Source organism: Nonomuraea guangzhouensis (assembly GCF_019396345.1).
Taxonomy (GTDB): domain Bacteria; phylum Actinomycetota; class Actinomycetes; order Streptosporangiales; family Streptosporangiaceae; genus Nonomuraea; species Nonomuraea guangzhouensis.
Window position 1 is genome coordinate 624666 of the sequence record NZ_JAHKRM010000001.1, and the last position, 12083, is coordinate 636748.

Below are 12083 nucleotides of genomic sequence, written 5' to 3' on the forward strand. Positions count from 1 at the left end.
TTCTAGATACCGGCTGGTCGGCTAGGAAGGTGGCTTCATGCGGGTGCGGGACAAAGTCGTCGTCGTCACGGGCGCGGCGAGTGGGATCGGCCGCGCCATGGCGCTCAGGTTCGCCGCGGAGGGGGCGGCCGGAGTGGTCGTCGCCGACCTCGACGAGGCGGGCGCCGCCGAGGTGGCCAAGGAGATCGGCGACCGGGCCGTGGCGGTGCGGACCGACGTGTCGGTGGAGGCCGAGGTGGCCGCGCTGGCCGAGACGCCGTTCGGGCCGGTGGATTTGTTCTGCTCCAACGCGGGCGTCATCGCCGGGCACGGGCTGGACGCCACCGACCAGGAGTGGAGCAGCCTGTGGGCGGTCAACGTGCGGGCGCACGTGTACGCCGCGCGCGCGGTCGTGCCTCTCATGGTCTCGCGGGGCAGCGGCTACCTGCTCAACACCTGCTCGGCGGCCGGCCTGATCAGCTGCCCCGGCGACGCGCCCTACGCGGTGACCAAGGCGGCGGCCATCTCCTTCGCCGAGTGGGTCTCGATCCACTACGCGCCCAAGGGCGTCAAGGTCAGCGTGCTGTGCCCGCAGGGCGTACGGACGGCCATGCTGGAGCGCGGCGTCGCGGAGGACCACCTGACTGCGCGCGCGGTCGGCGCGTCCGGGGCGATACTCGACCCGGCCGACGTGGCCGGCACGGTGGTCGAGGGGCTGGCGGCGGAGCGGTTCCACATCTTCCCGCACCCCGAGGTGGCCGACTTCGCCCGCCGGAAGGCCGACGATCCCGACCGGTGGCTGGCCGGGATGGCGCGATTCGTGGACTCACTGTCATGAAGGGGGACGCTGACATGAAGGCGGCACGACAGGCTTGGCGGCGGCTGGAGCCGGTGCACGGAATGATCTACTTCGTCCCCGAGGGCCGGAAGCGCTACGCCGCGCTGGGGCTGAACGGCCGCTCAGGTTACTTCGCCTCGCGCGGGGCGGCGCTCGGCCGCGCCTCCGCCGAACTCGTCATCGCGACCTTCTACAACTTCCACCCCGACCTCGTACGGAAGGCGCTGCCCGCCGCCTGGGACCTGGCGACGCCCGAACAGGTGCTGGCCGCGCGATACGAGGCAGCCGATGAGGCGCTGCGCCGGGCGGGCATCCACGAGCTGCCCGAGCTGGACACGGTCCTCGCGCTGGCCCGCCGCGCCGCCGAGGCCGCCTGCGAGCACCCCCAGGGCCGCCCGCTGTTCGCCGCGCACGCCGCGCTGGCCTGGCCGGACGACCCGCTGCTCCAGCTGTGGCACGCGCAGACGCTGCTGCGCGAGTTCCGCGGCGACGGGCACATCAGCACGCTGGTCACCGAGGGCATCGGGCCGCTGGACGCGCTCGTGCTGCACGCCGCCAGCGGGGAGGTCCCGGTGGACTTCCTCAAGCTGAGCCGGGCCTGGCCGGAGCCGGAGTGGGCAGCCGCCGGGGAGCGCCTGCGCGAACGCGGGCTCCTCGACGGCCACACGCTCAGCGCCGAGGGCAAGACACTGCGCCAGCACATCGAGGCCCGCACCGACGCGCTGGCCCTGCCCGCCTACTCGGCGCTGGGCGAGGAGGGCTGCGAACGCCTCGCCGAGCTGGCCCGCCCCTTCGGCCGGGCCATCGTCGACGCGGGCCTCCTCACACCGGCCTGACCTCGTCGACGCGGGCCTCCTCACATCGGGCTGGCCTTCGTCGGCGCGCGCCTCTCTGGGTGCGCGCCGTTTTGGAGAGGTGCGCCTTCAAAGCGCGCCCCTCCAAACGCGCGCCACTTGAAGAGGCGCGCCCTGCACATGCGGACCGCCTTGGCGCGCTGGGCCTCCTGAGCAGGGCTCGAAGAGGCCCGCGTCGGAGAGTCAGCCTTTGGCAGTGGTGGGCAGGCCCGTGGCCGGGTCGATCGTGGTGGTGAAGACGTCGCCGTTGCCCGGCGCCGCGCCGCCGGTCGGGGTGCCGTAGGTCAGGCCGGAGATGGCCACCTGGCCCGACGGGGTGGCGGCGGCGTACAGGTTGACCTCGGAGAACGGGTCGACGCCGTCGTCGCGGGCGGTGCCGAGCTGGGCGGCGGTCTGCTGTCCGCCCTTGCCGTCGAGCCGGACCGTCAGGACGTCGGCCGCGCCCGCCATCACGCCCACCCGGCCACGGGTGTAGCCGGCCAGTGAGACCGCGCCGCCGGGCAGGGGCGCCACCGCGGCGCCCTCGTCGGCGGCCGGGGTGGCGACGGTGGTCCGCCAGCGCTGCTTGCCCGCGCCCGTGTACGCCGCCGCGACCAGGTCACCGCCGACGCGTCCGGTGGCGACCGCGAGGCCCGCCGTAGTGACGGCCACCGCGTTCAGCCGGTCGTCACCGGTGCCGCCTACCGAGGTGGCCCACTGCCGGGTGCCGTTCAGGTCATAGCCGGCGAGCCAGCCGTCGAGTCCGCCGAGCGCGGTCGTCCCCGGCAGGGCCGCGGTCGCGCTGCCCGCCACGTAGAGGTTCGTCCCGGAAGAGGCAACGCCGTAGGCCTTGTCCTCCCCCACCCCGCCGTACTGGCGGACCCACGAGACCGCGCCGTCGGCGGACAGGCGGGCGACCAGCGCGTCCTTGTCCCCGCTGTTGGCGCCGTCGAGCGCGCCCTTGGTGTACCCGGCCACATAGGCGCCGCCGTCAGGGGCGACGGACAAGCCGTAGAGGCGGTCGGCCACCCCGGGCGCGCCGAACTGGGTGAGCCAGCGCACCTCGCCCTTCGCGTCCAGCCGGACCACGAACGCGTCGTCCGTGGCGTTGCCCGCGTGGTGGCCGTCCAGGTCGCCCTTGGTGTAACCGGCCGCGAGCACGCCGCCGTCGGGCAGCGCCGCGACGCCGTACAGCCGCTCGTCGGCGGCGGTGCCGAGCTGCCTGGTCCAGCCGTCCGCCCCGCCGCGGACCAGCACCGCGTCCAGGCGGCCCGCGCACGGCTGGCCGCCGACGGGCCCGCTCGCCGCGAACCCGGTGGTCAGCGAGCCGTCGGCGTGGGCCGCGACGCCACCGGCCCAGTCCTGGGCGGGCGTGCCGTACAGCGGGGCGGGCAGCCCGGCCGGCGGCGTGACGCTCAGCGCCGGGCCCAGCTCGGCCATCGCCTGCTCGAACGCGGGCGCCCAGACGGTCCAGTCGTGGCCGCCGTCCAGGACGCGGAGCTGCGCCGAGATCGCGGGCGAGCGCCGGGCCGCGTTGTAGAGGGCGGCGGACTCGAAGTCGAGGTCGTGGTGGGCGTCGGCCGGGGCGGGGTTGGCGTACTCGTCGTCGCCGACGGCCACGAACAGCCGTACGGGCAGGTCCTGGTCCAGCTTGGGGAGCAGGGCGGGGTAGTTCAGCTCCTGGTAGACGGCGTCGGTGAACTTCGCGCCGTCCTGGCCATACGCGCCGTAGTCGCGGGTGGAGGAGTCGGACGGCGGCAGCGGCGTGTAGACGGCCGGGCTGAGCACGATGGCGCTGCCGAACAGGTCCTGGTGGGCCAGCGCGAAGCGCAGCGCGCCCGAGCCGCCCATGCTGTAGCCGCCGACCATGCGGGCCTGGCGGATGGCGGCCGTACGGTATGTCGCGTCCACGTGGGCGACCAGGTCGCGGGTCAGCGCGGTCTCGACCGGCCGGCCGGGCAGGTCGGAGCCGGTGTAGCGGGAGTCCACGTACCAGCTCCCGCGCTCGCTCCACGGCGCGTCGGGCATGACGGCGATGAGCGGCGGGATCCGGCGGGTCCTGATCATCGCGTCGAGCGTGTCCTTGACGCGGGTCCACGCCTGCATGGTGTCGCCCCGGCCGTGCAGCAGGTACAGCACCGGATAGCGATCGGCGCCCTTGGCGTACCCGTAAGGCAGGTAGAGGTTGTAGGCGATGCTCTCCCCCAGCGCCGCCGAAGGTGCGGACGCCGCGGTGATCGTCCCGGTCCGGTCCGCGTGCACGCGGGCCTCTCCCGGTACGGCCAGCAGCGCGACGAGGGCGAGGGACACGAGCGCACCGACGCCGCTCCATCGAGGTAAGGGCATCGGCCGACTCTCCGTAAACGTTTACCAGTGGTGCAGGAGAGTGTCCTGGCGCCCCTTGATCGGTGTCAAGTATCACGACAAACGATCACAAGTCACGATTCTTACATTCGGCGCCCCCGACGGGCTTTAGGCTCTGATCCGACAAGAACTTTCCTCTACTACGACGATCCGGGGGCGCCTGATGAGCGAGGACGCGAACGACGACGTGATGGAACAGCTCCGCCGCATAGACACCTCGGTGGCCCATCCGGCCCGCGTCTACGACTACTGGCTGGGCGGCAAGGACAACTACGCCGCCGACCGCGAGACGGGCGACCAGATCCTCAAGGTCATGCCGGAGCTGGCCGTCATCGCCCGCGCCGAGCGGGAGTTCCTGGCCCGCGTGGTGCGGCACCTGGTCGTCGAGGCGGACGTGCGCCAGTTCCTCGACATCGGCACCGGCATCCCGTCGGCCGACAACACCCACGAGGTGGCCCAGGCCGCCGCGCCCGACGCGCGCATCGTGTACGTCGACAACGACCCGATCGTCCTCGCCCACGCCCGCGCCCTGCTGCGCGGCACCCCCGAGGGCTCGACCATGTACATCGACGCCGACCTGCGCGACCCCGCGACGATCCTGCGGCAGGCGGCAGAGTCGCTGGACTTCACCCGGCCGGTCGGGCTCATGCTGCTGGGTGTGCTGGAGTTCGTGCCCGACGACGAGCAGGCGTACGCGGTCGTCGCCGAGCTGATGGAGGCGCTCCCCTCGGGCAGCCACCTGACCGTCGCCTCCAGCGTGAGCACCCCGGACATGGACCGCGCCGCGGCCATCTGGAACGACAGCGGCGCCACGCCCATCACGATCCGCACCCCCGAACAGCTCATGGGGTTCTACAAGGGGATGGACCTGGTCGAGCCGGGCATGGTGTCGCTGCCGAAGTGGCGCCCCGAACCGACCACCCAGTACGCCGGCCAGGAGGTGTCGCAGTACGGCGCCGTCGGTCGCAAATCCTGACCTTCTATCCCCTTTCCACACTATGGCTTGACCGCAACCCGACAGTTGGCCCGATCGCCATAGGCGCTTGACTATCCTCCCTGGTGAAGCTTTGACGATCCAAGATCGGAGCCAGGGTGAACATGAGTGACACAACGGGGGCCTCACGTTCGTCCGAGCGGGGTAATCGGACCCGCGACGTCGGCGAAGTCGGCGAACCGGAGCTCCGCCAACTGCTGGCCGGGCTGACCGCGGTCCGTGACGGCGACTTCGGCACCCGGCTGCCGAACGACGCCGACGGACTGCTCGGGGAGATCGCCTCCGTCTTCAACGGCATGGTCGACCAGCTCTCGCTGTTCACGTCCGAGGTGACCCGGGTCTCCCGCGAGGTCGGCACTGAGGGCCGGCTCGGCGGCCAGGCCGAGGTGCCGGCCGTATCCGGCACCTGGAAGGACCTCACGGAGTCCGTCAACGCCATGGCCGGCAACCTCACCGACCAGGTACGCAGCATCGCCCAGGTCACCACGGCCGTGGCCAGGGGCGACCTGTCACAGAAGATCACCGTGGCCGCCCGCGGCGAGATCCTGGAGCTCAAGAACACCGTCAACACGATGGTCGACCAGCTCTCCTCCTTCGCCGACGAGGTCACCAGAGTCGCCCGCGAGGTCGGCACCGAGGGTGAGCTGGGCGGACAGGCCGACGTCAAGGGCGTGGCGGGCACCTGGCGGGACCTGACCGACTCGGTGAACTTCATGGCGGGCAACCTCACCGCCCAGGTACGCAACATCTCGCAGGTGGCGACGGCGGTGGCCCGCGGCGACCTGTCGCAGAAGATCACCGTCTCGGCGCGCGGTGAGATCCTCGAGCTCAAGAACACCCTCAACACGATGGTCGACCAGCTCTCCTCCTTCGCCGACGAGGTCACCAGAGTCGCCCGCGAGGTCGGCACCGAGGGCAACCTGGGCGGACAGGCCGACGTCAAGGGCGTGGCGGGCACCTGGCGGGACCTGACCGACAACGTCAACTCGATGGCCGATAACCTGACCAACCAGGTACGCAGCATCGCCCAGGTCACCACAGCCGTGGCCAGGGGCGACCTGACCCGCAAGATCGACGTCGACGCCCGCGGCGAGATCCTGGAGCTGAAGACCACCATCAACACGATGGTCGACCAGCTCTCCTCCTTCGCCGCGGAGGTCACCAGGGTCGCCCGCGAGGTCGGCAGCGAAGGCCGGCTGGGCGGCCAGGCCGAGGTCGAAGGCGTCTCCGGCACCTGGAAGCGGCTGACGGAGAACGTCAACGAGCTGGCCGGCAACCTCACCCGCCAGGTCCGCGCCATCGCGGCGGTGACCAGCGCGGTCACCTCGGGCGACCTGACCCGCTCCATCACCGTGGACGCGGAAGGGGAGCTCGCCGACCTGAAGGACAACATCAACTCGATGGTGGAGTCGCTGCGCGAGACCACCAGGGCCAACGAGGAACAGGACTGGCTCAAGACCAACCTGGCCCGCGTGTCCGGGCTGATGCAGGGGCATCGCGACCTGGCCACCGTCGCCGCCCTGGTGATGGACGAGCTGGCGCCGCTGGTCGCGGCCCAGTACGGCGCGTTCTTCTCGGCGGAGGAGAACGAGCTGCGGCTCATCAGCGCGTACGGCTTCGCCGCCGACCCCGAGCGGCCGACCCGGTTCCGCATCGGCGAGTCGCTGGTCGGCCAGGCGGCGCGCACCCACAAGACCATCGCCATGACCGAGATCCCGGGCGACTACATCACCGTCTCCTCCGGGCTCGGCCGGACGGCCCCGGTCTCGGTGGTCGTGCTGCCGATCGTGGCCGAGGAGCAGGTGCTCGGCGTCATCGAGCTGGCCTCGGTCTACGTCTTCACGCCGGTGCACCGCGCGTTTCTCGACCAGCTGATGGAGACCATCGGCGTCAACCTCAACACCATCGTCGCCAACGCCCGCACCGACGAGCTGCTCGTGGAGTCGCAGCGGCTCACCGTCGAGCTGCAGACCCGCTCGGCGGAGCTGCAGAGCCAGCAGGAGGAGCTCCAGCGCTCCAACGCGGAGCTGGAGGAGAAGGCGACGCTGCTGGCCACCCAGAACCGCGACATCGAGACCAAGAACCTCGAGATCGAGCAGGCCAGGCAGGAGCTGGAGGACCGTGCCCAGCAGCTCTCGCTGGCCTCCAAGTACAAGAGTGAGTTCCTGGCCAACATGAGCCACGAGCTGCGCACCCCGCTCAACTCCCTGCTCATCCTGGCCCAGCTGCTCGCCCAGAACCACACCCGCAACCTCACGGCCAAGCAGGTCGAGTACGCGGGCATCATCCATTCGGCCGGCTCCGACCTGCTGCAGCTGATCAACGACATCCTCGACCTGTCCAAGGTCGAGGCCGGCAAGATGGACATCAACCCCGAACGGGTGTCGCTGCGCCAGCTGCTCGACTACGTCGAGGCCACCTTCCGGCCGATGACCACGCAGAAGAGCCTGGAGTTCGTCATCACCACCGCTCCGGGCGTGCCGTCCGAGCTGCTCACCGACGACTCGCGGCTCCGCCAGGTGCTGCGCAACCTGCTGTCCAACGCGGTCAAGTTCACCGAGACGGGCAGCGTCGAGCTGCGGATCGAACCGGCCAATCCGGCCGAGCTGCCCGTGCCCGCGCGCCCGCACGGCCCGGCCGTCGCCCTGCGGGTCATCGACACCGGCATCGGCATCCCCGAGCAGCAACTGGAAGTGATCTTCGGCGCGTTCCAGCAGGCCGACGGCACCACCAGCCGCAAGTACGGCGGCACCGGGCTGGGCCTGTCGATCAGCCGTGAGATCGCCTACCTGCTCGGCGGCGCCATCACCGCGCAGAGCATCCCAGGGCAGGGCAGCGTCTTCACCTTCTACCTGCCGGTCGCGCGCCCCGACTTCGAGGATCGTCCGCCCGCCAGGTCCCTGCCGCACCCGTCCGCCCCCATGCAGCTCATGCCGCCCACGATCGTGGCCCCGCAGCAGCGGCGGCTCCTGGTCATCGAGCAGCGGCAGCGCGGGCTGCTGTCCCTGGTCGCGGAGAGCGTGGTGGCCGACCTGGCCGACACCCGCGACCTGGCCAACCTCAAGGGGAGCATCGAGGTGGTCACCGCCGCCGGCGCGGAGGAGGCCGCCGCCACGCTCGCCGCCGAGCCGTGCCACTGCATCGTCCTCGACATGGACATGCCCCACAGGGCCGCGTACGGGCTGCTGGAGGCCATGGACGGCGATCCCGCGCTCCAGCAGGTGCCGGTCCTGGCCTACAACAACTGGCGCACGAACCCGCAGCAGGAGGCGACCCTTCAGGACCGCGCCGGCCACCGGCCGCTGGAGCTGCTGTCCAGCCTCGACGAGCTGCGCGAGCGCATCGCGCTGCACCTGACCGCCGACCAGCCGGGCGACGTGCTCCCCCTGGTCCGGCCCGGCGAGCTGGGCGCGCCCGCCGGGCGCGAGGTCGACGACACGCTGGCGGGGCGTACGGTGCTGGTGGTCGACGACGACGCCAGGAACCTGTTCGCGCTCACCAGCATGCTGGAGATCCACGGCATGCACGTGCTGCACGCGGACAACGGCCGCAAGGGCATCGACACGCTGGTCGCCCACCCGGAGACCGACCTCATCCTGATGGACGTGATGATGCCGGAGATGGACGGCTACGCCGCCACGGAGGCGATCCGGGCCATGCCCCAGTACGTCAGCCTGCCCATCATCGCGGTCACGGCCAAGGCCATGCCGGGTGACCAGGAGAAATCACTCGCGGCGGGAGCGAGTGACTACGTCACCAAGCCGGTCGACTCCGACCATCTCATCGAGGTGATCCAGCGCTGGATGAACTCCTAGCGCGGTCCCCCCTCCACCTCGTCCACCCCGAGGAGTCGCACGTTGCACCCATCACAGCAGCCCGGCACCGCCCTGCCAGAAGGCGATGCCACGGCGGCTGATGCCAGTGCGGAGGCGCCGGCCGGTGACGCGAACGTCGGTCGGCTGGCCGCCACGATCGAGCGGATGCGCAGGCAGATCCAGGACGCCCACCTGGCCGCCGAGGGGCGCGCCCTGATCGAGCTGGCCAAGGGCATCCTGGTAGAGCGGCTGCGCTGCGGCCCCGCCCAGGCGGCCCGCCAGCTCGCCACGCTCGCGGAGCAGTCCGGGCTGTCGCAGCTGGAGCTGGCCTCCGACATCATCGACCAGGCCGCGCAGGACCGCATCAGCGAGACAGCTCGCGAGTTCCTGCGCTCGGCGCGATCGGGCCACGACGGGCGTCGCCACTCCGTCTCCGTACGGCTGCGCGCGGCCGAGAGCGGTGTGCTCGACGCGACGGACACGCAGGCGGTCGCCGAATCGCTGCTGGAGCACGCGCTGGTGCCGCTCGGCGCGACGACGGTCGCCGTGTGGGCCGCCGGCCCCGACGCCTCGCTCACCCTCGCCGGCTACGCGGGGCTCAGCGCCGAGGAGGCCATGCGGTGGCGTTACGTCCCTCCCGGCGTGGTCACTCCGGCTCGCCAGGCTCTGATGGAGCGCCACACCGTCTGGTTCCCGGCGCTGCGCGAGGTCGGCCTGCCCACCATCGGCCACCGGCAGGCGGAAGGCGGGCGAGTGGCGGTGCCCGCGGGCACGGGCGGGCGCATCCTGGGTGTCCTGGAGATCGGCTGGCCGCACGACCTGGCGCCGCAGCCGCCGCAGATCGAGCGGCAGATCGAGGCACTGGCGGACCTGTGCGCGCACACCCTGGAGGCGTCCGAACCCGCGCCGTGCGACCCGCCCGGACGCGTGCCGTCCAACCCGGCCTTCTCCGAGCTCGTCAATCTGGCCGACGCGCTGCCCGATCCCGCCCTGGTGCTCTGCCCGCATCTCGACTCCGGTGGCCGGCTGACCGACTTCCGCATCGTGCACACCAACGAGCGGTTCACCGACCCGGCCGGGCGGCCGCGCCACCAGGTCGACGGGGGCCTGCTGCTGGAGGCGTACCCGCTGGCGGCCGAACGCGGCGGGCTGTTCGCCAACGTCGAGCACGTACACGCGACCGGCGAGCCGTTCCGCACCGAGCGCATGACGCTCACCACCCTGGTCGACGAGGTGCGGCTGACCACCGAGGCCGCCGTCAGCCTCACCCGCCACGGCGACAGCGTGCTGCTGATCTGGCGCGCGCACGACGAGGGGTCACGGCTGGCCGGCATCCTGCAGCACGCCCAGCGCCTGGGCCGCATCGGCGGCTTCGAGGAGAACGCGCTCACCGGCCAGGTCACCTGGAACGACCAGCTCTTCGCCCTGTACGGCGTGTCCCCCGCCGACCAGCCGATCCCCCTGGAACGGCTGCGCGAGCACGCCCATCCCGACGACGAGGCCGGCATCGGCCGGTTCCTGCGTACCGTGCTGCACCATCGGCGGTCGGCTGCCACGGCGTTCCGGCTGCAGCGGGCCGACGGGATCGCCCGGCACATCCGCGTGGTGGCGGAGCCGGTTTTCGGGACCGACGACCGGCTGCTGGCCGTCCGCGGCGCTTATCAGGACATTTCCTCCCAGCACTGGACCGAGGTCGCGCTCGCCGCGACCCGCGACCAGCTCGCGCACAGCGAGCAGCAGACCGCCGAACGCAACCGCCTGGCCCTGCAGCTCCAGCGGGCCATCATGCCGCCGACGCGCGAGACGACCGACGCCTTCGGCCTGCGGATCGCCGTCCGCTACCGCCCGGCCGAGAAGGACCACCTGGTCGGCGGCGACTGGTACGACGCCGTCGTGCTGCCGTCCAAGCAGGTGCTGCTGTCCGTGGGCGACGTGGCCGGGCATGGCATCGAGGCGGCCACCGGCATGGTCGTGCTGCGCAACGCCCTGCGCGGCCTGGCCGCCACCGGCGCCGGGCCCGCCCAGCTGCTGACCTGGCTCAACCTCGTCGCCCACCACCTGACCGACAGCGTGACCGCCACCGCGATCTGCGGCCTGTACGACCCGCGCACCCGGGTCCTGCGCTGGGCCCGCGCGGGGCACCTGCCGCCCCTCCTGGTCCGGGGGACGAACGCGTCGGAGCTGCCGATGGTCGCGGGGCTGCTGCTCGGCGCGGTGTCCGAGGCGTCGTACGAGGAAGGGCGGCTGCAGCTCGAAGCGGACGACACCCTGCTGATGTACACGGACGGGCTCATCGAGCGCCGGGACCGGGCGCTCCAGCACGCCCAGAACCACCTGCTCGACATCGCCGGGCATCCCGCTCCGACGCTCGACCAGCGGCTTGAATACCTGCTCACGCACTGCAACTCGGACACCGACGACGACACCTGCCTCATCGGTGTCGAGTTGCGGTGACGCCGTTCAGTCCGACAGGCCCTTGCGCAGGTCGTCGAGCACCTTGCGCAGGATGCGCGAGACGTGCATCTGCGAGATCCCGAACTCGGCGGCGATCTCGGCCTGCGTCATGTTGCCGTAGAAACGCAGCAGCAGGATCTTCTTCTCCCGTACGGGCAGCGCGTCGATGAGCGGCTTGACGGCGTGCTTGTCGACCAGGGAGTCCAGCGATTCGTCGCGCTCGGGGATGACGTCACCGAGGCTCGCGGAGTCGTCGTCGACACCCGTCGGGGCGTCGAGCGACAGCGTGCTGTAGGCCGCCGAGGCGTCCATCGTGAGCAGCACGTCCTCCTGGGAGATCTTCATCTTCTCGGCCAGCTCGGCGACCGTCGGCGAGCGGCCGAGGGTCTGGCTGAGGTCCGAGACGAGCTTGTTGAGCTCGGAGCGGCGCTCCTGGTAGACGCGCGGCACCCGGATGGCCCAGGTACGGTCTCTGAAGTGGCGCTTGACCTCGCCGGTCATGGTGACGACCGCGTAGCCGCGGAAGTCGTGGCCGAGGGCGGCGTCGAAGCCGTTGATGGCCTTCATGAGCCCGACGTAGGCGGCTTGGCGCAGGTCTTCGACGGGCTCGCCGCGGTAGCGGTAGCGGCGGGTGATGTCGTTCGCCAGCCACTCGTGCATCGCCACGAGCCGCTCGCGGATCCGTACCTTGTCGAGCTCGGAGGTCTCCGGCTTGACCATCTCGACCAGAAGTTGTTCGGGGGTCATCTCGCTGAGCACGAGTGCCTGGGCCTGCTGGACGGTCATTCCTGCTCCTCATATATCTA

The 12083-nt window shown here is 71.4% G+C and carries 7 protein-coding genes; 5 read left to right on the forward strand and 2 right to left on the reverse strand.

Annotation, left to right across the window (positions count from 1 at the left end):
• Window positions 1–37 precede the first annotated feature (37 nt).
• A complete protein-coding gene (locus tag KME78_RS02890) occupies window positions 38–817 on the forward strand; it encodes an SDR family oxidoreductase (RefSeq protein ID WP_219527119.1) in 780 nt (259 codons plus the stop codon).
• Window positions 814–1653, forward strand: a complete 840-nt coding sequence (locus KME78_RS02895; protein WP_219527120.1) for an SCO6745 family protein — start codon at window positions 814–816, stop codon at window positions 1651–1653. Before KME78_RS02890 ends, KME78_RS02895 begins: the two co-directional genes overlap by 4 nt.
• Before the next feature lie 201 nt (window positions 1654–1854).
• Here KME78_RS02895 and KME78_RS02900 read toward each other — a convergent pair whose 3' ends face one another.
• Complete coding sequence (locus tag KME78_RS02900; RefSeq protein WP_219527121.1) at window positions 1855–3996, reverse strand: alpha/beta hydrolase-fold protein; 2142 nt, start codon at window positions 3994–3996, stop codon at window positions 1855–1857.
• Window positions 3997–4177: 181 nt separating this feature from the next.
• On the opposite strand from KME78_RS02900, the gene KME78_RS02905 reads away from it, so the two are divergent.
• The 3 genes from KME78_RS02905 (at window position 4178) to KME78_RS02915 (ending at window position 11277) form a co-directional block, all read left to right on the forward strand.
• Window positions 4178–4990 carry an SAM-dependent methyltransferase gene (locus KME78_RS02905; RefSeq protein WP_219527122.1) on the forward strand — a complete coding sequence of 271 codons (813 nt, stop codon included), beginning with the start codon at window positions 4178–4180 and terminating at the stop codon, window positions 4988–4990.
• Between the two features lie 122 nt (window positions 4991–5112).
• Entirely contained in the window at window positions 5113–8823 is a 3711-nt protein-coding gene (locus tag KME78_RS02910) for a HAMP domain-containing hybrid sensor histidine kinase/response regulator (RefSeq protein WP_219527123.1), read from the forward strand.
• Window positions 8824–8865: 42 nt separating this feature from the next.
• A complete protein-coding gene (locus tag KME78_RS02915; protein WP_246650134.1) occupies window positions 8866–11277 on the forward strand; it encodes a SpoIIE family protein phosphatase in 2412 nt (803 codons plus the stop codon).
• A 6-nt stretch (window positions 11278–11283) separates the two neighbouring features.
• Here KME78_RS02915 and KME78_RS02920 read toward each other — a convergent pair whose 3' ends face one another.
• Complete coding sequence (locus KME78_RS02920) at window positions 11284–12063, reverse strand: SigB/SigF/SigG family RNA polymerase sigma factor (RefSeq protein WP_219527124.1); 780 nt, start codon at window positions 12061–12063, stop codon at window positions 11284–11286.
• Between the last annotated feature and the right edge of the window lie 20 nt (window positions 12064–12083).